A 22,015-nucleotide genomic window follows, 5' to 3' on the forward strand; every position below is an offset into this window, starting at 1 on the left:
GGCCTGTGGGAGGGGGCAAGCCCACTCCCACAGTTATCGAGTTTTGCCTAATGCTTAGCCAAGCAACAATCCGTTCGATAATCGAACGCTGAGTCGATTATCGGATTGTTTGGCCCATTTCCCCGGCTTAATCTTCAAGCACTTCGGCGCCACCTCAGCGCCTTTTTCGATCCACACCGGGAGCCCGAACCCCATGGCTGAAATCCTCGCGCTGCGTGACGCGGTGAAGCAATTTGTGAACGACGGCGACACCGTCGCCCTCGAAGGCTTTACCCATCTGATCCCTACGGCAGCGGGTCATGAAATCATTCGTCAGGGCAAGAAAGACCTGACGCTGGTGCGTATGACGCCTGACCTGATCTACGACCAGTTGATCGGCGCCGGCTGTGCCCGCAAGTTGATTTTCTCCTGGGGCGGCAACCCCGGCGTGGGTTCCCTGCATCGCTTGCGCGACGCGGTCGAGAAGCAATGGCCGCAACCGCTGGAAATCGAAGAACACAGCCACGCCGACCTGGCCAATGCCTACGTCGCCGGTGCGTCGGGCCTGCCATTTGCGGTGTTGCGTGCCTACGCCGGTTCCGACCTGCCCAAGGTCAACCCGCTGATCAAGACCGTGACCTGCCCATTCACCGGCGAAGTGCTGGCGGCGGTGCCGTCGGTGCGACCGGACGTCACCGTGATCCACGCGCAAAAAGCCGACCGCAAGGGCAATGTGCTGCTGTGGGGCATCCTCGGTGTGCAGAAGGAAGCGGCCCTGGCGGCCAAGCGCTGCATCGTCACCGTCGAAGAAATCGTCGATGACCTGAATGCACCGATGAACAGCTGCGTCTTGCCGACCTGGGCCCTGACGGCGGTGTGCCATGTACCTGGTGGCGCGCACCCGTCCTACGCTCATGGTTACAACGAGCGCGATAACCGCTTCTACCAGGCGTGGGACCCGATCGCCCGCGACCGCGGGACCTTTACCGCTTGGATCAACGAATACATCCACGGCACCGCCGATTTCACCGAATTCCAGGCCAAGCTGGCCACCGCGCAGGAGGCCAAGTAATGGCTTACTCGACCAATGAAATGATGACCGTTGCCGCCGCGCGCCGCCTCAAGAACGGCTCCGTGTGCTTCGTTGGCATCGGCTTGCCGTCCAAGGCGGCCAACCTGGCGCGACTGACGTCGTCGCCAGATGTGGTGCTGATCTACGAGTCCGGCCCGATTGGCGCCAAGCCATCGGTACTGCCACTGTCCATCGGTGATGGCGAACTGGCGGAAACCGCCGACACCGTGGTACCGACCGGCGAGATCTTCCGCTACTGGCTGCAGGGCGGGCGCATCGACGTGGGCTTCCTCGGTGCCGCCCAGGTCGACCGCTTCGGCAACATCAACACCACCGTGGTGGGTGACTACCACCAGCCCAAAGTGCGCCTGCCGGGTGCCGGTGGCGCGCCGGAGATCGCCGGTTCGGCCAAGAGCGTGCTGATCATCCTCAAGCAGTCGGCGCGTTCGTTTGTCGACCAGCTGGACTTCATCACCTCGGTCGGCCACGGCGAAGGCGGCGACTCGCGCAAGCGCCTGGGCCTGCCGGGCGCAGGGCCTGTAGGGATCATTACCGACCTGTGCATCATGGAGCCGGAAGCCGGTACAAATGAGTTCGTAGTCACCGCGCTGCATCCGGGCGTGACCAGCGAGCAAGTGGTGGCCGCCACCGGTTGGGCGATTCGGTTTGCCGAGCAGGTCGACACCACCGCCGAACCCACTGATGTAGAGCTGACCGCCCTGCGTGACCTTGAAGCACGCACCGCGGCCGCCCATGGCCAAGCACCGGGAGAAGCCTGATGCGCGATGTATTTATCTGTGACGCCATTCGTACCCCCATCGGCCGTTTTGGCGGTGGCCTGTCCACCGTGCGGGCTGATGACCTGGCGGCGCTGCCGATCAAGGCCTTGATCGAGCGCAACCCGTCGGTGGATTGGACGGCAGTCGATGAGGTCTTCCTCGGCTGCGCCAACCAGGCCGGTGAAGACAACCGCAACGTGGCGCGCATGGCGCTGTTGCTGGCGGGCTTGCCGGAAAGCATTCCGGGCGTGACCCTCAACCGTTTGTGCGCCTCGGGGATGGACGCGATTGGCACCGCTTTCCGTGCGATTGCCAGCGGCGAAATGGAGCTGGCGATTGCCGGCGGCGTCGAGTCGATGTCCCGCGCGCCGTTCGTGATGGGTAAGGCCGACGCGGCGTTCTCGCGCAACATGAAGCTGGAAGACACCACCATCGGCTGGCGTTTTATCAACCCGTTGATGAAAGAGCAGTACGGCGTGGATGCGATGCCACAGACCGCCGATAACGTCGCCGACGATTACAAGGTCTCCCGTGCCGACCAGGACGCCTTTGCCCTGCGCAGCCAGCAACGCACTGCCGCCGCGCAAGCCGCCGGTTTCTTCGCCGAAGAAATCGTGCCAGTGCGGGTCGCCCATAAAAAAGGCGAAACCGTGGTAGAGCAGGACGAGCATCCACGGGACACCACCCTGGAAGCCCTGGCCAAACTCAAGCCAGTCAATGGTCCGGACAAAACGGTTACCGCCGGCAATGCATCGGGTGTGAATGACGGTGCGGCGGCGCTGATCCTGGCTTCCGCCGAAGCGGTCAAGAAACATGGCCTGACCGCTCGCGCTCGCGTATTGGGCATGGCCAGCGCTGGTGTCGCGCCACGGGTGATGGGCATCGGCCCGGTGCCGGCCGTGCGCAAACTGGTCGAGCGCCTTGGCTTGGCCGTCACCGACTTTGACGTGATCGAACTCAACGAGGCCTTCGCCAGCCAAGGCCTGGCCGTCTTGCGTGAGCTGGGCATTGCCGACGACGCACCCCAGGTCAACCCGAACGGCGGCGCCATTGCCCTTGGCCATCCGCTGGGCATGAGCGGCGCGCGGCTGGTGCTGACGGCGCTGCATCAGCTTGAAAAAAACGGCGGCCGCAAAGGCCTGGCGACCATGTGCGTGGGCGTCGGCCAAGGCCTGGCCCTGGCGATTGAACGCATCTAACAAGAGAGGATTGCTCCATGAGTGACAAGCCCGGATACCGGCGCCCGCAAGCGGGCACTCAACCGGATTACCTGCACCCGGCCTACCAGTCGACGAACCTGCGTTCGCCGTCGCAGCCTTTGGTGTTCCTGCCCCATTCCTTGTCGGAAATCACCGGCCCGACCATCGGCGCCGAGCGGGTCAACCCGAAGGACAACGACCTCACCGCCCAGCATGAAGGCGAGCCCCAAGGCGAACGCATCATCATTCACGGCCGCGTGCTCGACGAAAACGGCCTGCCGGTGCCGGGCATCCTTGTAGAGATCTGGCAAGCCAACGCCGCCGGCCGCTACAACCACAAGCGCGACTTGCACGACGCGCCGCTGGACCCGAACTTCACCGGCACCGGCCGCACCGTCACCGACGCCGATGGCTGGTACCAGTTCCAGACCATCAAGCCCGGCGCGTACCCCTGGGGCAACCACCACAACGCGTGGCGCCCGGCGCATATCCACTTTTCGCTGTTCGGCCCGAGCGTGCTGACGCGACTGGTCACGCAGATGTACTTCCCCGGCGACCCGCTGCTGGAGTACGACCCGATCTACAACTGCGTACCGGACACTTCGGCCAAGGAACGCTTGATCGCCCGTTTCGACCTGGAAAAAACCATTCCTTCCTATGCCCTCGGCTACCGCTGGGACATCGTCCTGCGCGGCCGCGACGCCACGCCGATGGAGAAATGAGATGACACTCAATGCGACCACGTCCCACACCGTCGGGCCGTATTACCACATCGGCCTGACCTGGCTGAACCGCGAAGACCTCACCGTGGCTGCCACCCTTGGCGAGCGCGTGGCGATCAGCGGGCAGGTGGTGGATGGCAATGGTGATGTCGTCAACGACGCCATGCTCGAAGTCTGGCAGGCCAATGCCGCCGGCAAGTACGATCACCCGGAAGATGAGCAGGACAAGGCACTGGACCCGAACTTCGAAGGGTTCGGCCGGGTGCCGGTGGATGCCGAAGGGCGGTTCCGCTTTACCACCATCAAGCCGGGCGCCGTACCGGGACTGAAGGGCACCACCCAGGCGCCGCACCTGGTGGTGCTGGTGTTTGCCCGTGGGTTGGTGAAGCACTTGCTCACGCGGATTTATTTCGAGGGCGAGGCGCTGAATGGGGAGGACCCGTTGCTGGCGTGTGTGCCAGCAGAGCGTCGCAGTACCTTGATCGCCCGGCAGGATGCGGCGGGGGTGTATCAGTGGAATGTGATTCTGCAGGGGACGGAAAAGGAAACGGTGTTCTTCGATTATTGAGTGGTTTTTCAGGGCCTCATCGGGGGCAAGCCCCCTCCCACATTTGATAGGCGGTGCGGTCAACATGTGGGAGGGGGCTTGCCCCCGATGGGGCCGGTTCAGGCACCACCTACCCAAAAGTCTTCTTGCGGAACATGGTTGTTGCAAAGTATGTCTAGGCTATAACCGTTCCCACTGAGTGAAACCACATGACAACAACAACGAGTCACTACACCGGAGAAGAACGCAGCAAACGGATTTTTGCGATTGTCGGGGCATCCTCCGGCAACCTCGTCGAATGGTTCGACTTCTACGTCTACGCCTTCTGTGCCATTTACTTTGCCCCGGCGTTTTTCCCGTCGGATAACCCGACCGTCCAGTTGGTCAATACGGCGGGGGTATTCGCCGCCGGTTTCCTGATGCGCCCCATCGGCGGCTGGCTGTTTGGCCGAGTGGCTGACAAGCATGGCCGTAAGAACTCAATGATGATTTCGGTGCTGATGATGTGCGCCGGCTCCCTGGTCATCGCCTTTTTGCCGACCTACAACGATATCGGCGTCTGGGCGCCGATCCTGCTGCTGATTGCGCGACTGTTCCAAGGCTTGTCCGTGGGTGGCGAGTACGGCACTACCGCGACTTACATGAGTGAGGTGGCTCTCAAGGGCCAGCGCGGGTTCTTCGCGTCCTTCCAGTACGTGACCCTCATCGGCGGCCAGTTGCTGGCGGTGCTGGTGGTGGTGATCCTGCAACAGTTCCTTACCGAAGAAGAGTTGCGCGCCTGGGGCTGGCGGATTCCGTTCGTGATCGGCGCCATTGCGGCGGTGATCTCCCTGTTGCTGCGGCGCACGTTGAAAGAAACCACCAGCAAGGAAACCCGCGAAGACAAGGACGCCGGCAGCATTGCCGCACTGTTTCGCGATCACAAGGCCGCGTTCATCACGGTGCTGGGTTACACCGCCGGCGGCTCGCTGATTTTCTATACCTTCACCACCTACATGCAGAAGTACCTGGTAAACACGGTGGGCATGCACGCCAAGACGTCCAGCTACATCATGACCGGTGCGTTGTTCCTCTACATGTGCATGCAGCCGGTGTTCGGCATGTTGGCGGACAAGATCGGCCGGCGTAACTCGATGTTGTGGTTTGCGGGCCTCGGCACGCTGTTCACCGTGCCCATCCTGCTGACCCTGAAAACCGTCAGCAGCCCGTTCCTGGCCTTTGTGCTGATTACCCTGGCCCTGGCGATTGTCAGCTTCTACACCTCCATCAGTGGCCTGGTCAAAGCGGAGATGTTCCCGCCTCAGGTGCGTGCTTTGGGCGTGGGCCTGGCCTATGCGGTGGCCAATGCGATTTTCGGCGGCTCGGCGGAATTCGTCGCCCTGAGCCTGAAATCCGTCGGCATGGAGAACAGTTTCTATTGGTATGTGACGGCGATGATGGCCATCGCTTTCCTGTTCAGCCTGCGTCTGCCGAAACAGGCGGCGTACCTGCACCACGATCTATAAGGGACGCGTTATGACACTGCGCACGAGCAATCAATTGTTCGACGCTTACTTCACGGCGGACAGCATGGCCGAGGTGTTCTGCGACAGCGGACGCCTGCAGGGCATGCTGGATTTCGAAGCCGGATTGGCCCGGGCCCAGGCCCGGGTCGGGTTGATTCCCCAGGCCGCTGTCGCACCGATTGCCCAGGCCTGCCTGGCGTCGCTGTACGACGTGGATGCCCTCGGCGTGGCGATTGCCACGGCGGGGAATTCGGCGATTCCGTTGGTGAAGGCGCTGGGCAAGCTGATTGCCAGTGAAGACGCCGGGGCCGAACGTTATGTGCATTTGGGCGCGACCAGCCAGGACGTGATGGACACTGGCCTGGTGTTGCAACTGCGCCGGGCGCTGGCGTTGATCGAAAGCGACCTGGCGCGCCTGGGCGACATCCTGGCCGCCCAGGCCCAGCGTTACGCAGCCGTGCCCTTGGCCGGCCGCACCTGGTTGCAACATGCGACGCCGGTCACTCTGGGGATGAAGATCGCCGGTTGGCTGGGGGCGGTGACGCGCAGTCGGCAACGGTTGGCGCAGTTGAAGCCGCGCTTGCTGGTGCTTCAGTTCGGCGGTGCCTCCGGAACCCTGGCCGCACTGGGCGAACAGGCCATGCCGGTGGCTGAAGCTTTGGCAGACGAGCTGCAACTGAACCTGCCCGAACAACCCTGGCACACTCAGCGGGATCGGCTGGTAGAGTTCGCCGCCGTGCTTGGCCTGATCGCCGGCAGCCTGGGCAAACTGGGCCGCGATATCAGCCTGTTGATGCAGACCGAAGCGGCAGAGGTGTTCGAGCCGTCGGCACCGGGCAAGGGTGGCTCGTCCACCATGCCGCACAAGCGCAACCCGGTGGGCGCGGCCGTGTTGATCGGCGCCGCCACCCGCGTGCCGGGCCTGGTATCGACGATGTTCAGCGCCATGCCCCAGGAGCACGAACGCAGCCTGGGCCTGTGGCATGCCGAATGGGAAACCCTGCCCGAGATTTGCCGCCTGGTTTCCGGCGCGCTGCAACAGGCGCTGCTGGTGAGCGAAGGGTTGGAAGTCGACCCCGAGCGCATGGGCAAAAACCTCGACCTGACCCAAGGCCTGGTGCTGGCCGAAGCCGTCAGCAGCGTGCTCGCCCAACGCCTGGGCCGGGAAACGGCGCACCACCTGCTGGAACACTGCTGCAAGCGTGCCGTTACCGAGCAACGGCATTTGCGTGCGGTACTGGCGGATGAGCCGCAAGTCACCGCCGAGCTGTCGGCGGCCGAACTGGACCGCCTGCTCGACCCGGCCCACTACCTGGGCCAGGCCCGCACCTGGGTCACCCGCGCCGTAGCCGAACACTTTGCTTGAGGAGACCACCGTGGCATTTGTACAACTCGCCAAAGGCGACCTGCATTACCAACTGGACGGGCCAGTGGATGCGCCTGTGCTGGTGCTGTCCAACTCACTGGGCACCGACCTGCATATGTGGGACATCCAGATTGCGGCCTTCACCCAGCATTTTCGCGTGCTGCGTTTCGACACCCGTGGCCATGGCAAATCCCTGGTCACCCCGGGGCCGTACAGCATCGAACAGCTCGGCCGCGACGTGATCGCGCTGCTGGATGCGCTGGATATCCAACGCGCGCATTTCTGCGGTTTGTCCATGGGCGGCCTGATCGGCCAATGGCTGGGGATCAACGCGGGCGAGCGCCTGAACCGTCTGGTGGTATGCAACACCGCCGCCAGGATCGGCACGCCCGAGGTGTGGAACCCTCGCATCGAGATGGTGTTGCGTGACGGCGCAGCGGCGATGGTGGCGCTGCGCGATGCGTCCATCGCACGCTGGTTCACGGCTGATTTCGCAGCCGCCAACCCGCACCAGGCCAAGCAGATTACCGACATGCTCGCGGCGACCTCGCCTGAAGGTTACGCTGCCAATTGCGCGGCGGTGCGCGATGCGGATTTTCGTGAGCAACTGGCCTTGATCAAGGTGCCGACGTTAGTGATTGCCGGCACCGACGATGCGGTCACCCCACCGGCCGGCGGTCACTTTATCCAGAACCATGTGCGGGGCGCCGAGTACGCCGAGTTCTATGCGGCGCACCTGTCCAATGTGCAGGCTGGCGCTGCGTTCAGCAACTGCGTAATCGAATTCCTGCTGGCCCGCTGAGGAGCTGTTTGTGGACGAGAAACAACGTTACGCCGAAGGCCTGCAAGTGCGCCGCGAAGTGCTGGGCGATGCCCATGTCGACCGCAGCCTCAATGCCCTGACCGAGTTCAACAGCGAGTTCCAGGAAATGATCACCCGCCACGCCTGGGGTGATATCTGGACCCGCCCCGGCCTGCCACGGCACACCCGCAGCCTGATCACCATCGCGATGCTGATCGGCATGAACCGCAGTGAAGAACTCAAGCTGCACCTGCGCGCCGCCGCCAGCAATGGCGTGACCCGCGCCGAGATCAAGGAAGTGCTGATGCAGAGCGCGATCTACTGCGGGATTCCGGCGGCGAATGCCACTTTTCATCTGGCTGAGTCGGTGTGGGATGAGTTGGGGGTTGAGTCGCGGGAATAGGGGTCAGTGGGAATCGGCATCCCACACCCAATTCCACACGCCCGGCAGACGCACCGGTTCATTCACGTCCTTCACCGTGCGTGCCAGCGCCGCACGTTGCAGGGCGGCCGTGTCGGTGTAGAACGGTTCAGCGGCGGTCTTCATACCGGTGATCCGTGCGCTGTCCAACAGGATCTGCAAGTACTCCTGCATATGCCGCGCGGTGTAGCGGTTGATGTCGTGGAAGGTCACTACCACAGGGATCACGCCATCCACCGTCGGCAACTCGCCCAACGCAATGTGTTCGCGCACCACCGACAGTTGCCGATACAAATTGGCCCGGCGCCGTGGGCTGCCGTTGAAGCCCCAGATCTTGCCGTCATTGGCACTCAAATCCGTGAGCAGCACCTGCATGCCGTGACGCTGGTAGGCGGCGAAGGTGCGGCGGTCGTAATTCCAGAACGGCGGGCGGACCAGCACCGGCGGGTTGCCGGTGATCGACGCAATGTCAGCGGCACCCTGGGTGAGGGTACGTTCCAGTTCGGCGTCATTCAGCCAGCGATGGTTGGTATGAAACGCCGTGGCGGTGTGGAAGGCGAGGATGTGACCGGCCGCATACTCGCGCTGCATGGTCTTGCGACCCCGCGAACTGCCACCGGAGCGTGAGGCTTCGGTTTGCAGAAAGAACACCGCCTTGATCCCCGGCAGTACCGGGTTTTGCGCCAGGTCAGCCACCACTGAGCGGCTCGGGTTGTTATAGCCTGACGCACTGGGGCCGTCATCGAAGGTCAGCAGAAAACGGATCGGCGCCTGGCCTTGCAGGCGTTGCTCGGTCTGGGGTGTCAGGGCGACAGGTGCGCCAATACAGCCGCTGAGGCTCAGGGCCAGGGCAAGCACGGCGGATGCGATGGCGAAGGATTTCATGGTGGGCACGGGCTCGAATGGAGGGCCGCTGCTGGGTGGATCAGCAGCGGCAGGCGCGCACCATACAGGAAGATGGATGGTGTGAGGTTACCGCCTGACCAACGAGCACTGTTCAGGCTCAGCCGACGTATTGGGTCCGCAGCGGCTTGCCCATTTCTTCGTTCAAGGCGTTTTCAGTAAAGGGTTTGGGGTTGGGAGAAGACTCGGGCGTGGTAGGCAACCCCACCGCTTGACGTTCGCTGTTGGGCACATCCAGTGCTTCGCCCTTGAATGTCTCCACGGTCGAGCCCGTCAACGCGGTGCCGTTACCGGCGTTATAGGCGTGGACCATTTCGTGATAAAGGATTGTGATGGGCGAATACGTCACGCCGGCCAATACGTCCAGAGCGGAGCGGTTATAGGTGATTTCAGCCCGGTCAGCCCGCGACCCCGGCACACCGTCCACCATGAACCCCCACTTGGGATCGTCGCCGACCGCTGGCGGGCGTTCGTATTGCATCAAGGTTTTGAGTTCCTCGCTGCCATAGGTGTAGCTGCTTCCAGTGTCGAGCAGATCCTCCACCAACGTTACCGGTGCGCCGTTGCGCCGGGCTATCGCGTTCATTTCGGCAAGCATCTGTTTGCCCTGGGGGGAGCTGCGCAGCAAGGCCAGATCGTCTTCGACCCGTTGGATAAAGTCGACCGAGCCTTTTATGACAAACCCCTCAAGCGGTGCTTGGTCAGGCGTGACGGTGGTCAATACCGAGCTGTTGAGACGCTGGATCGTATCGCCGGATTGAGCGTAGATCAGGTCGCCGGGACGATTGGCAATGACTGTGTCGCGGCCACTGCCGGTATAGACAGTGCTGCGGTCGTGGGCGATCAAACGATCATCATCGGCGCCGCCATGCAACACCGTATGGCCGTTGCCAGCAGACAGGCGATCATTGCCATTGCCGCCGTCCAGGTAGCTCGTTTTGCTTTTTGGCCCTGCACCGGCGTAAAGGCGGTCGTTGCCATTGTTGCCATAGATCACGTTGTCGCCGCTGCCGCCAACGATCGTGTCGCCGCCGTCGCCACCTTCGGCGTAGCCAAGGCCGCTGCCGAGGTGAAGGACATCGTTGCCAGGACCGCCGAACAGGCGGGTGTAGCCACCGCCGGCCCGCACCCGATCGTCGCCGTCCCCGGCATCCACCGTGATCGGCTGGGTCACGTTGGCGTCAATGCGGATGTTGTCGTTACCGCCGTGGGTCTTGAGGTGAAAGGTCAGTGGCTCGCCGTTTTCATCGTGGCTGTCAAAGCGATACGACCGGTCATTGACCTTTACATCCAGCTTGCCTGGAAGGTGCTGGCTGATATGGATCTGGTCCGCTTTGTCACCGGTTTCAAGGATCAGGCTGTTGCTGATGCTGTAGGTCAGGTCATGCTCCCAGACTGATTGTCCGCAGGCCTTCAAATTGCCGTCATCCAGAAACGGATGCCGATGAGCTTGAACCGGATTGTCGGGCGTGAACGCCAGTCGGGGAGGTGGGTCGGGTGTGTAGTGGCTGTTGCTGAAGACCTTGGAGCATGCAATACGATTTGAAGCGTCCATGTGAGATCCCTGTGGGAGAGCCAGGCACTGGCCCTGTCTCATGAAGTCGACCGGACACTTCAAATCGTTCCCTGGATAAATGTAATGCGGCTTTACAGCAGGCTGATCGGGTAACTGACGATCAACCGGTTCTCGTCGAACTCGTTGTTGCTGTAGTCGCGGCGCATGCTGGAATTGCGCAGGCGCACATTGAGGTTTTTGGCCACGCCGCTTTGCACTGTATAGCCCACTTCGGTTTCGCGGCCCCATTCCTTGCCGTCAGTGATGGTGCCGGTGTGTACGTTGCTGCCGCTGATATAGCGGTTCATCAGGGTCAGGCCGGGCACGCCGAGGGCGGCGAAGTTGTAGTCGTGACGCACTTGCCAGGATTTCTCCTGGGCGTTGTCGTAGCTGCTGTTGTAGCTGTCGTTGGCCAGGGTGCCGCCGCTGGTACCGTTGACCCGCATCCAGGCGCTGTTGCCGGTGAGCTTTTGCAGGCCGACGTAGAAGGTGTTGCCGCCGTATCTGGCGGAGAACAGGCCGGACCAGGTCTTGTTGTCCAGCTCGCCGGCACGGGCGCTGCCATCGTCCTTGCCATAGAAGAAGCCGAGGTTGGCGCCCAGGGTCCAGTCGCCCAACGGCTGGCTGTGGGTCAGGTTGACGAACTGCTGGCTGTAGATGTCCTTGAGCTGGGCATTCCACAGGCCGATCTGGGTGCGTTTGTCGTTGAACAGGTATTCGCCGCCCTGGAAGTTGAAGCGGTCCGAGGTGAACGCGGCTTTGCCGAACATCGACAGGTCGCTCATGCTGCTGTCGTCACGCGGGCTGTTGGCGCGGAACTGGCCACCGTAGAGGGTCAGGCCGTCGATCTCCTTGGAGGTGATCTGCCCGCCGCGCAGGGTTTGCGGCAAGGAGCGGCCATCGTCCGAGCGCAGGATCGGCAGCACCGGCATCCATTCGCCAACTTTCACTTCCGTCTTGGAAATACGTGCCTTGAACGCCACGCCCAGACGCCCGAATTCATCCGCCGGGCGGCCGTCGTGGTCCAGCGGCAACAACTGGGTGCCGCCGGTGCCGCGCCCGCCATCGAGCTTCAACGAGTACATGCCCAGCACATCCATCCCGAAACCCACCGTGCCCTGGGTGAAGCCGGACTTGGCATCGAGGATGAAACTCTGCGTCCACTCCTGCGCGCCGCCCTGGGTCTTGGTCGGGTTGGTGTAATTGCGGTTGAAGAAGAAATTGCGCAGGTTGAGGTTGGCGCTGGCGTCTTCGAGAAAGCCGTGTTCCTCGGCGAGGACGGGCAGGGAAAGACTGGCGACAGCGGTTGCCAGCAAAAGCTGGCGCGGGTGGAAAGTGCTCATGGCGTAAGGACCTGTTGTTATTGGGTTTATGCAGGTGGCGGCCATGGTGCGCGGCGGCGCGGGGGCGATGAAAGTGGGGGAGAGCGGGTTGTGGGCGGTGATCGAACGCAAGTTGTCCGGTGCAGAAAAGCAAAAAGCCCACCAAAAGGTGGGCTTCGTTGACGCGGGTGTTATCAGAACAACTTCAGTGGCGGTGCTTCTTCTTTCAACGGCTCGTTCTTCGCGGTCTGCTCGCTCCAGCCACCGCCGAGGGCCTTGTACAGGTTGACCTCGCTGGTGAGCTGCGCCAGGCGGTCGGTGATCAGCGATTGCTGGGCACTGAACAGTTGGCGCTGGGCATCGAGGAACGTCAGGTTGCTGTCGACACCGATGCGGTAGCGACGCTCGGCCAGGCGGTAGTAATCCTGGTTGGCCGCGACGAAGCCGCGCTGGGCGTCCAGTTGCTGCTTGTAGGTCTCACGTGCGGCAAGGCCGTCGGAGACTTCCTGGAAGCCGGTCTGGATCGCCTTCTCGTAGTTGGCCACGTTGATCTCTTTCTGGATCTTCGAGTAGTCCAGGCTGGCGCGCAGGCTACCGGCGTTGAAGATCGGGATGTTGATCTGCGGGGCGAACGACCAGGTGCCCGAACCGCCTTTGAACAGGCCGCCCAGGTTAGGGCTCGCGGTACCGGCGCTGGCGGTCAGGCTGATGCTCGGGAAGAACGCGGCACGGGCCGCACCGATGTTGGCGTTGGCGGCCTTGAGGTTGTACTCGGCTTGCATGATGTCGGGACGACGTTGCAGCAGGTCCGATGGCAAGCCGGCCGGCACTTCGCTGAGCAGGTTATCCGACAGCGGCTTGCTGACGATATTCGCCGGCAGGCCGGTGCCCAGCAGCAGGGTCAGGCTGTTTTCGTCCTGGGCCACCTGGCGGGTATAACGCGCCAGGGCAACCCGGGCGTTTTCCACCGAGGTACGCGATTGGCTCAGGTCGAGGGCCGAGGCCACGCCGACTTCGTTGCTGCGCGAGGTGAGCTTGAAGCTTTGCTCGTACGCGTCCAGGGTGTCCTGGGTCAGCTTGAGCAGTTCCTTGTCGGCCTGCCAGGTCAGGTAGGCGTTGGCCACGCTGGCCACCAGGCTGATCTGGGTACTGCGCCGTGCTTCTTCGGTGGCGAAGTACTTTTGCAGGGCTTCTTCACTCAGGCTGCGTACGCGACCGAACAGGTCCAGCTCATACGAGCTGATCCCGAGACCGGCCGAGTATTGGCTGCTGATGGTCGATTCGCCGGTCTGCGACAAGCGGGCCGGGGTACGCGAACGGCTGCCGCTGCCCGTGGCCGACACGGCCGGGAACAGATCGGCGCGCTGGATCTGGTACTGCGCGGCATAGGCGTCGATGTTCAGGGCCGCGACACGCAGGTCACGGTTGTTCACCAGCGCGGTCTGGATCAGCTGTTGCAGGGCCGGATCATGGAAAAACTGCTTCCAGCCCTGCTCGACAGCGGCCTGGCTCGGCGCCTGGGCCGACGAATACGCCGGCCCCTGCGGGAACTGTGCGGCCACCGGCGCTTCGGGGCGCTGATAGTCAGGTATCAGCGAGCAGCCACTGAGCACGAATGCGGTGACGGCTAGGGAAAGTAGCGACTTGCTCATTGGCCAGCCTCTTTAGGGGTTTCAGTTGTGTCAGTCTTTTTACGTTCGCCAGCGGCGGATACGGTTGCGAAGAACAGGGGCACCCAGAAGATCGCCAGCACGGTGGCCGTGATCATACCGCCGATTACACCGGTACCGATCGCGTGTTGGCTGCCCGAACCTGCACCCGAGGAGATCGCCAGCGGCAATACGCCGAGGATGAACGCCATGGAAGTCATGATGATCGGGCGCAGACGCATCCGCGAGGCTTCGATGGCCGACTCGACGATGCCCTTGCCTTGTTCGTGAAGTTCTTTGGCGAACTCCACGATCAGGATGGCGTTTTTCGCCGCCAGGCCCACCGTTACCAACAGGCCCACCTGGAAGAACACGTCGTTGGACAACCCGCGCATGCTGGTGGCGATCAACGCACCTACCACACCCAGCGGCACGACCAGCACCACCGCAATCGGGATCGACCAGCTTTCGTACAGGGCCGCGAGGCACAGGAACACTACCAGCAGCGACAATGCATACAGCGCAGGCGCCTGGGAGCCGGACAGACGTTCTTCGTACGACAGGCCGGTCCATGCGTAGCCGATACCGGCCGGCAGTTCCTTGGCGATACGTTCGACTTCGGCCATGGCGTCACCGGTACTGTAGCCCGGGGCCGGGGTACCGAGGATTTCCATTGCCGCTACACCGTTGTAGCGCGAGAGCTTGGGCGAACCGTAGATCCATTTGCCCGAGGAAATGGCCGACATCGGCACCATCTTCCCGGAGTCGCTGCGCACGTACCATTTGTCCAGGTCTTCTGGGGACATGCGGCCAGCGGCTTCACCTTGCACGTACACCTTTTTCACCCGACCACGGTCGATGAAGTCGTTGACGTAGCTGCCACCCAGGGCGATCGCCAGGGTCTGGTTGATGCTCGACAGCGAAATACCCTGGGCACTGGCCTTCTCGTCGTCGACGGTGAGCTCGTACTGCGGCTCATCGTTCACGCCGTTGGGGCGCACACCCGCCAGGATCTTGCTTTGCGCGGCGGCCCCGAGGAACTGGTTGCGTGCATCCATCAGCTTCTGGTGGCCAACGCCGCCCTGGTCTTGCAGGAACACGTCGAAACCGGTGGCGTTACCCAATTCCAGTACCGAAGGCGGCACGATGGCGAACACCATGGCGTCCTTGAACGCTCCGAAGAAGTAACCCTGGGCACGCTTGGCCACTTCGAATACCGAGGTGGACGCATCCCGTTCATCCCACGGCTTGAGCATCACGAACGCCAGGCCCGAACTCTGGCCACGACCGGCGAAGTTGAAGCCGTTTACGGTGAATACCGACTTCACCGCCTTGCCTTCGCCCGGCTCGCCTTCCTTGTCGTTGAGCAGGAAGGCACGCATGTCGTCGATGACTTTCTGCGTACGTTCGGCCGAAGAACCGACCGGGGTCTGCACCTGGGCAAAGATCACGCCCTGGTCTTCTTCCGGCAGGAATGCGCTCGGGATGCGGGTGAACAGCCAGATCATGCCGGCGAAGATGATCAGGTACACGAAGAATGCTGGAAACTTGTGCTTGATCATGTTGCCCACGCCGCGCTCGTAGCTCAGTACGCCACGGTCGAAGGTGCGGTTGAACCAGCCGAAGAAACCCCGCTTGGGTTGGCCGTGCTTCTCAGGGTCGATCGGCTTGAGCATGGTGGCGCACAAGGCCGGGGTGAAGATCAGGGCAACCAGTACCGACAACGCCATGGCCGAAACGATGGTGATGGAGAACTGTTTGTAGATCACACCGGTGGAGCCACCGAAGAATGCCATTGGCAACAGTACCGCCGACAGCACCAGGGCAATACCGACCAGGGCACCCTGGATCTGGCCCATGGACTTGACCGTCGCCTCTTTGGGCGACAGGTGTTCCTCGGCCATTACCCGCTCGACGTTTTCCACCACGACGATGGCATCGTCCACCAGCAGGCCGATGGCCAGGATCATGCCGAACATGGTCAGGGTGTTGATGGTGAAACCGAACGCGGCCAGGATCCCGAAGGTACCCAGCAATACCACCGGTACGGTCATGGTGGTGATGATGGTGGCGCGGAAGTTCTGCAGGAACAGGAACATCACCAGGAACACCAGCACGATCGCTTCGACCAGGGTGTGGACTACACCGGAGATCGATTCGGTCACCACCGGCGTGGTGTCATACGGCACCACTGCCTTCATGCCTGGCGGGAAGAACGGTTCCAGGGACGCCACGGTGGCACGGATGGCCTTGGCGGTGTCCAGGGCGTTGGCGCCCGAGGCGAGCTTGATCGCCATACCCGAAGCCGGCTTGCCGTTGAACTGTGCGCTGATGCTGTAGTTCTGGCCACCCAGTTCGATCCGCGCGATGTCACGCAGGCGAACCTGGGAACCGTCGGTATTGACCTTCATCAGGATCTTGCCGAACTCTTCAGCGGTCTGCAGGCGGGTCTTGCCGATGATGGTTGCGTTCAGCTGGGTACCGGGCAGAGCAGGCAGGCCGCCCAATTGGCCGGTGGCCACCTGGACGTTCTGCGCCGCGATGGCGGTGCTGACGTCGACCGGGGTCAACTGGTAGTTGTTCAACTTGGCCGGGTCGAGCCAGATACGCATGGCGTACTGCGAACCGAACACCTGGAAGTCACCTACACCTGCCGTCCGCGAGATCGGGTCCTGGATGTTGGACACGATGTAGTTGGACAGGTCGTCCTTGGTCATGCTGCCGTCTTCCGACACCAGACCGATCACCATCAGGAAGTTCTTCACCGACTTGGTCACACGGATACCCTGCTGCTGCACTTCTTGCGGCAGTAGCGGGGTCGCCAGGTTCAGCTTGTTTTGCACCTGGACCTGGGCGATGTCCGGGTTGGTACCCTGGTTGAACGTCGCGGTGATGGTCATGCTGCCGTCGGAGTTACTGTCCGAGGCGACATAACGCAGGTTGTCGATACCGTTGAGCTGTTGCTCGATCACCTGCACAACGGTGTCCTGCACGGTTTGTGCGGACGCGCCTGGGTAGGTCACCTGGATGTCGATGGCGGTTGGCGCGATGGCCGGGTATTGGTTGATGGGCAACTTCAGGATCGACAATGCCCCGACCAGCATGATCACCAGGGCAATTACCCAGGCGAAAATGGGACGGTCGATAAAAAATTTCGACATGGGTTACTCCCCCTGGCCAGCAGCGGCGGCAGGAGCGGGAGCAGAACCGGCAGGCTTGGCGTTGTCGGCGTCCTTGACCTTGACTTCAATGCCCGGCTTGATGAATTGCAGGCCTTCGGTGATCACGCGGTCACCGGCGTCCAGGCCTTTTTCCACCAGCCAGTAGGCGCCGGCAGTGCGGTTGGCCACCAGTTGACGCTGCTCGACCTTGTTGTCCTTGTTCACCACCATGGCGGTCGGGATACCTTTGATATCACGGGTCACGCCTTGTTGCGGTGCCAGGATGGCCTTGCTGTTCACGCCGGCTTGCAACTGGGCGTGCACGAACATGCCCGGCAGCAGGGTGTGGTCAGGGTTGGGGAACACGGCGCGCAGGGTCACGGAGCCGGTGGTCTGGTCGACCGATACTTCGGAGAACTCCAGCTTGCCGTCCTGGCCATAGGCAGTGCCGTCTTCCAGGGTCAGCTTGACCTTGGCCGCGTTGGCGCCGGCTTTTTCCAGCTGGCCGCTTTCCAGGTCGCGGCGCAGTTTCAACATTTCGGCCGAAGACTGCGTGACGTCGACGTAGATCGGGTCCAGTTGCTGGATGACGGCCATGGCATCGGCCTGGCCGTTGCTGACCAGCGCGCCTTCGGTTACCGAAGAACGGCCGATACGCCCGGAGATCGGCGCGAACACTTTGGTGTAGCGCACGTTGATCTGGGCGGTTTGAACGTTTGCTTCCGCGGTCATGCGGTTGGCGACGGCGGTGTCGTATTCCTGACGGCTGACGGCCTGCTCATCGACCAACTGCTTGTAGCGGTCGGAGATGGACTTGGTCTGGGTCAGGCTGGCCTGTGCGCTTTTCAGGGTGGCGTCATACACCGACGGGTCGATCTGGTAGAGCTGTTGCCCTTCCTTCACGTCGCCACCTTCCTTGAACAGGCGCTTGAGAATGATGCCGTTGACCTGTGGGCGAACTTCCGCGATGCGGTAGGCGGTGGTGCGGCCTGGCAGCTCGGTCGTCAGGGTATAGGCTTGCGGTTGAATGGTGACCACGCCGACCTGAGGGGTTTGGGCGGGCGGAGCCGCTTCTTCCTTTTTACATCCGCTGAGCAGCGATGCCAGGGCGACGGCAGTGACCAGAGCGGTAACAGCTGGCTTAAGTTGCATGAAGATCCTCGGGTCAGGCGCGCAGGGTGCGCACAAGAAGTGTGGAAGGGTAAAAAACAAGCTGTGAGTAGATAAGTAGCTTGCTACGCAATATACTTACGTTCATGGTTGTTTGTAAACTCTTGACAGGCTTCGCGGAATGTTGACAAAGCAACGCCCAAAGCCTCGATTTTAGTACGTTCGGCGCCCATGACGGTGTCGTCCCACAATGATTCAGACGGTGGCCAACCACCACCCACCGTGTCCCGATTGAGGTTTTACTGCCATGGTTCGTCGCACCAAAGAGGAAGCTCAGGAAACGCGCAGCCAGATTCTCCAGGCCGCCGAGCAAGCCTTCTATGAACGTGGCGTTGCGCGGACCACGCTGGCGGATATCGCCGCACTGGCCGGTGTGACGCGGGGCGCTATCTACTGGCATTTCAGCAATAAATCCGATTTGCTCCAGGCGCTGCTCGACACGCTGCATGAGCCGCTGGACGAGTTGGCCAGGGCCAGTGAAAGCGAGGATGAACTCGACCCGCTGGGCTGTATGCGCAAGTTGTTGATTCATTTGTTCCATCAAGTGGCCCTGGACCCGAAAACCCGGCGCATCAACGAGATCTTGTTCCATAAGTGCGAATTCACCGATGAAATGTGCGACATGCGTCGCCAGCGCCAGACCCACAGCCAGGAATGCAACCTGCGCATCGGCCTGACATTGCGTAATGCGGTCCATCGCGGTCAACTTCCGGAAAACCTCGATACCACCCGTGGCGCGGTGTGCATCCACGCCTACATCAACGGGCTGATCGGCCAGTGGCTGCTGGTACCCGACAGCTTCCAACTGCATCAGGAAGCCGAACGCTGGGTGGACGCCGGGCTGGACATGCTGCGCTGGAGCCCGAGCCTGCGCAATTAAGACAAAATGCGTAATTGCATCAGGTTGTGTCAACAGTAAAGCCCAAGGACCGTCAATCGTCCTTCTGCCTGATGGGTGGGGTGACTTTATATACGGGCTGGCGGGCGGTTGATAGGTAGCCGCCTAAGTATTTTGTAGCGATTTTGTTGCAGGGCTGTGAAGGAATGTTTCCTCGTGGACGCTAGAAATCAAAAATGTGGGAGGGGGCTTGCCCCCGATAGCACAGTGTCAGTCACCCGATTCATTGGCTGACACGCCGCTATCGGGGGCAAGCCCCCTCCCACATTGGGTGGTCGTACTACTTCGGAATAACGATTACAGCGCCAGCGTCGGGTAGTCGATGTAGCCGACCGGGCCTTTGGCATAGAAGGTTTCCGGATGCGCTTCGTTCAGCGGTGCATCGGCTTTCAAGCGCGCCGGCAGGTCCGGGTTGGCAATGAATGGCACACCGAAGGCCACCGCATCCGCCTTGCCCGAGGCCAGCCAGGCGTTGGCGCTGTCCTTGGTGAAGCGCTCGTTGGCGATGTAGGTGCCGCCAAAGGCTTTCTTCAGTTGTGGGCCAAGGCTGTCCGCACCTTCTTTCTCACGGGAGCAGATAAACGCGATGCCACGCTTGCCCAGTTCGCTGGCAACGTAGGTAAAGGTTTCCGCCAGGTTGTCATCGCCCATGTCATGGGAGTCGGCGCGCGGTGCCAGGTGCACACCCACGCGGCCAGCGCCCCAGACGTCGATGGCGGCGTCGGTCACTTCCAGCAGCAGGCGTGCACGGTTTTCCAGGGAGCCGCCGTACTGATCGGTGCGCTTGTTGGTGCTGCTTTGCAGGAACTGGTCGAGCAGGTAGCCGTTGGCGCCGTGGATTTCCACGCCGTCGAAGCCGGCGGCCTTGGCGTTCTCGGCACCGGTGCGGTAGGCATCGACGATGTCGGCGATTTCCGCGGTTTCCAGGGCGCGTGGGGTCGGGTAGTCCGCCAGTGGACGCACCAGGCTGACGTGGCCTTTAGGCTGGATCGCGCTCGGGGCTACCGGGCTTTCGCCGTTCAGGTACGACTCATGGGAGATACGGCCCACGTGCCACAGTTGCAGGAAGATCTTGCCGCCCGCGCCGTGCACGGCCTTGGTCACGTTGGCCCAGCCGCGCACCTGGTCGTTGGACCAGATGCCTGGGGTGTCCGGGTAGCCCACGCCCATCGGCGTCACGGAAGTGGCTTCGCTGAGGATCAGCCCGGCGGAAGCGCGTTGCACGTAGTACTCGGCCATCAGCGCGTTGGGCACGCGACCTTCATCGGCACGGCAGCGGGTCAGCGGCGCCATGATGATGCGGTTCGACAGTTCCAGGTCGCCCAGTTTGATCGGATCGAAAATAGTCGTCATGGGATAACACCTTTCTCTATTAAGTAGTTGATCAGTGGGTAGCGAGGGCCAGGTCGGCATCGCCGCCCTGACGGAAAGTAATCAGCGTCACCAGCAGCGCGAGAATCGCCAGGGCCGCTGCGGCCAAGGGCACGCTGGTCAGGCCGAAACCGTGGGCAATCACACTGCCGCCCACCCAGGCACCCAGGGCGTTGCCGATGTTGAACGCGCCGATGTTCAGGGTGGACACCAGGTTCGGTGCGGCCTTGCCGAAGGTCACCACGTTGATCTGCAACGCAGGCACGGCGGCAAACGAGGCGGTGGCCCACAGGAACAGGGTGATTTCGGTGGGGATCACGGCGACGCTGGTCCAGGTCAGTGCCGTGGAGACCACCGCCATGCTGATGAACACGCCGATCAGAGTGGCCGCCAGGCGCTTGTCCGCCAGCTTGCCGCCGATGATGTTACCCACGGTGAGGCCCAGGCCGATCAGCAGCAGGGTCCAGGTCACGCCCTTGGGCGACACGCCGGTGACATCGCCGAGCAGCGGCGCGACGTAGGTGAATAGGGTGAACATGGACGCGGCAAACAGCGCGGTCATGCTCAGCGACAGCCAGATGCCGGCGCCCTTGAGGGCGGCGAGTTCGGCGCGCATGTCGAGTTTTTCTTCATCACGCCTGGCCGGCAGGAAGCGGATCAGGCCGATCAACGCCACCACCCCAATCACCGTCACCGCCCAGAAGGTCGAGCGCCAGCCGGCTGCCTGGCCCAGCGCGGTGCCCAGCGGCACGCCGAGCACATTGGCCAGGGTCAGGCCGGTGAACATCAAGGCCACGGCCGAAGCACGCTTGTTGGCCGGCACCAGGTTGGCCGCCACCACTGAACCAATCCCGAAGAATGCACCGTGGCACAGCGCGGTGACCACACGGGCGAACATCAGCACGTTGTAGTCACTGGCCAGGGCGCAGAGCAGGTTGCCGATAATGAAGATGCCCATCAACGCTACCAGCGCCGCCTTGCGTGGCAGTTTGGCGGTGGCCAGTGCCATGAAGGGCGCGCCGATGGCCACGCCCAGGGCGTAACCGGTCACCAGCCAGCCGGCGCCGGGAATCGACACACCCAGGTCCGTCGCCACATCGGGCAACAAGCCCATGATGACGAACTCGGTGGTGCCGATGGCGAAGGCGCTGAGGGCCAGTATGAGGAGCGAGAGGGGCATTGGCGTTTCCTTGTTACAACGCGGCGCTGTCGTGCGCGCTGAGTTCGGTGGTGAGCGCCGCGAGGAAGGCCTGGATGGTGTCCTCGTTGCGTTTGAAAAAGTGCCACTGGCCGGCCTTCTGGCTGCTGATCAACCCGGCGCGTTGCAGGGTGGCCAGGTGGGCCGATACCGTCGACTGGGACAAGCCGCAGCGCTGGTCGATCTGCCCGGCGCAGATGCCGTATTCGTGGTTGTGCAGTTGCTCGGGGAATTGCACTTTCGGGTCTTTCAGCCAGGTGAGGATGTCTCGTCGTACTGGGTGCGCCAGGGCTTTTATTATTTCGTCGAGGTCGATGGACATGGCAGGTGCTCGGTGTCTTGCAGCGTTATATCGCGATGAGGCGAACTTTATATCGGTCTATCCCGATGGACCAA

19 protein-coding genes are annotated in these 22,015 nt (G+C 62.2%); 10 read left to right on the forward strand and 9 right to left on the reverse strand.

Annotated features, from left to right (window positions below):
* Positions 1-193: 193 nt before the first annotated feature.
* From BFN10_RS05870 to pcaC, 9 genes are all read left to right on the forward strand, one after another.
* Positions 194-1,051 (forward strand): CoA transferase subunit A, encoded by an 858-nt coding sequence (locus BFN10_RS05870; protein WP_010212331.1) that lies wholly within the window; start codon positions 194-196, stop codon positions 1,049-1,051.
* Positions 1,051-1,830, forward strand: coding sequence for a CoA-transferase subunit beta (locus BFN10_RS05875; RefSeq protein WP_071488867.1), 780 nt, complete (start codon positions 1,051-1,053; stop codon positions 1,828-1,830). The genes BFN10_RS05870 and BFN10_RS05875 overlap by 1 nt, the downstream gene beginning before the upstream one ends.
* On the forward strand, positions 1,827-3,029 hold the full coding sequence (pcaF, locus tag BFN10_RS05880; RefSeq protein WP_173668616.1) for a 3-oxoadipyl-CoA thiolase: 1,203 nt from the start codon (positions 1,827-1,829) through the stop codon (positions 3,027-3,029). The genes BFN10_RS05875 and pcaF overlap by 4 nt, the downstream gene beginning before the upstream one ends.
* A gap of 17 nt (positions 3,030-3,046) precedes the next feature.
* Positions 3,047-3,751, forward strand: a complete 705-nt coding sequence (gene pcaH, locus BFN10_RS05885; RefSeq protein WP_071488869.1) for a protocatechuate 3,4-dioxygenase subunit beta — start codon at positions 3,047-3,049, stop codon at positions 3,749-3,751.
* Position 3,752: 1 nt separating this feature from the next.
* Complete coding sequence (gene pcaG / locus BFN10_RS05890; RefSeq protein WP_071488870.1) at positions 3,753-4,319, forward strand: protocatechuate 3,4-dioxygenase subunit alpha; 567 nt, start codon at positions 3,753-3,755, stop codon at positions 4,317-4,319.
* A gap of 188 nt (positions 4,320-4,507) precedes the next feature.
* Positions 4,508-5,803, forward strand: coding sequence for an MFS family transporter (locus tag BFN10_RS05895; RefSeq protein ID WP_071488871.1), 1,296 nt, complete (start codon positions 4,508-4,510; stop codon positions 5,801-5,803).
* Between the two features lie 10 nt (positions 5,804-5,813).
* Positions 5,814-7,169 carry a 3-carboxy-cis,cis-muconate cycloisomerase gene (locus BFN10_RS05900; protein WP_071488872.1) on the forward strand — a complete coding sequence of 452 codons (1,356 nt, stop codon included), beginning with the start codon at positions 5,814-5,816 and terminating at the stop codon, positions 7,167-7,169.
* A 10-nt stretch (positions 7,170-7,179) separates the two neighbouring features.
* Positions 7,180-7,971: a 3-oxoadipate enol-lactonase gene (gene pcaD / locus BFN10_RS05905; protein WP_071488873.1), complete on the forward strand. Its 792-nt coding sequence runs from the start codon at positions 7,180-7,182 to the stop codon at positions 7,969-7,971.
* Between the two features lie 10 nt (positions 7,972-7,981).
* Positions 7,982-8,374, forward strand: a complete 393-nt coding sequence (pcaC, locus tag BFN10_RS05910; protein WP_028619276.1) for a 4-carboxymuconolactone decarboxylase — start codon at positions 7,982-7,984, stop codon at positions 8,372-8,374.
* 3 nt (positions 8,375-8,377) lie between these two features.
* Here the strand turns inward: pcaC and BFN10_RS05915 are convergent, their stop codons facing one another.
* The 6 genes from BFN10_RS05915 to BFN10_RS05940 form a co-directional block, all read right to left on the reverse strand.
* On the reverse strand, positions 8,378-9,277 hold the full coding sequence (locus BFN10_RS05915; protein WP_071488874.1) for a polysaccharide deacetylase family protein: 900 nt from the start codon (positions 9,275-9,277) through the stop codon (positions 8,378-8,380).
* Positions 9,278-9,395: 118 nt separating this feature from the next.
* Positions 9,396-10,850, reverse strand: a complete 1,455-nt coding sequence (locus BFN10_RS05920) for a M91 family zinc metallopeptidase (protein ID WP_083351548.1) — start codon at positions 10,848-10,850, stop codon at positions 9,396-9,398.
* A gap of 92 nt (positions 10,851-10,942) precedes the next feature.
* On the reverse strand, positions 10,943-12,193 hold the full coding sequence (locus BFN10_RS05925) for an OprD family porin (protein ID WP_071488875.1): 1,251 nt from the start codon (positions 12,191-12,193) through the stop codon (positions 10,943-10,945).
* A gap of 173 nt (positions 12,194-12,366) precedes the next feature.
* Positions 12,367-13,824: an AdeC/AdeK/OprM family multidrug efflux complex outer membrane factor gene (adeC, locus tag BFN10_RS05930; RefSeq protein WP_071488876.1), complete on the reverse strand. Its 1,458-nt coding sequence runs from the start codon at positions 13,822-13,824 to the stop codon at positions 12,367-12,369.
* Positions 13,821-16,982: an efflux RND transporter permease subunit gene (locus BFN10_RS05935; protein WP_071488877.1), complete on the reverse strand. Its 3,162-nt coding sequence runs from the start codon at positions 16,980-16,982 to the stop codon at positions 13,821-13,823. The genes adeC and BFN10_RS05935 overlap by 4 nt, the downstream gene beginning before the upstream one ends.
* A 3-nt stretch (positions 16,983-16,985) precedes the next feature.
* Positions 16,986-18,134, reverse strand: coding sequence for an efflux RND transporter periplasmic adaptor subunit (locus BFN10_RS05940; protein WP_058425202.1), 1,149 nt, complete (start codon positions 18,132-18,134; stop codon positions 16,986-16,988).
* Positions 18,135-18,399: 265 nt separating this feature from the next.
* On the opposite strand from BFN10_RS05940, the gene BFN10_RS05945 reads away from it, so the two are divergent.
* Positions 18,400-19,032: a TetR family transcriptional regulator gene (locus BFN10_RS05945; RefSeq protein ID WP_071488878.1), complete on the forward strand. Its 633-nt coding sequence runs from the start codon at positions 18,400-18,402 to the stop codon at positions 19,030-19,032.
* A 315-nt stretch (positions 19,033-19,347) separates the two neighbouring features.
* Here the strand turns inward: BFN10_RS05945 and BFN10_RS05950 are convergent, their stop codons facing one another.
* Genes BFN10_RS05950 through BFN10_RS05960 form a run of 3 tightly spaced genes read right to left on the reverse strand, consistent with a single transcriptional unit; the run spans position 19,348 to position 21,941 of the window.
* Positions 19,348-20,403 (reverse strand): alkene reductase, encoded by a 1,056-nt coding sequence (locus BFN10_RS05950; protein WP_071488879.1) that lies wholly within the window; start codon positions 20,401-20,403, stop codon positions 19,348-19,350.
* A gap of 31 nt (positions 20,404-20,434) precedes the next feature.
* Entirely contained in the window at positions 20,435-21,601 is a 1,167-nt protein-coding gene (locus tag BFN10_RS05955) for an MFS transporter (RefSeq protein WP_071488880.1), read from the reverse strand.
* A 13-nt stretch (positions 21,602-21,614) separates the two neighbouring features.
* Positions 21,615-21,941 carry an ArsR/SmtB family transcription factor gene (locus tag BFN10_RS05960; RefSeq protein WP_016975101.1) on the reverse strand — a complete coding sequence of 109 codons (327 nt, stop codon included), beginning with the start codon at positions 21,939-21,941 and terminating at the stop codon, positions 21,615-21,617.
* Positions 21,942-22,015 lie beyond the last annotated feature (74 nt).

The organism is Pseudomonas extremorientalis (assembly GCF_001870465.1).
GTDB classification, from domain to species: domain Bacteria; phylum Pseudomonadota; class Gammaproteobacteria; order Pseudomonadales; family Pseudomonadaceae; genus Aquipseudomonas; species Aquipseudomonas extremorientalis.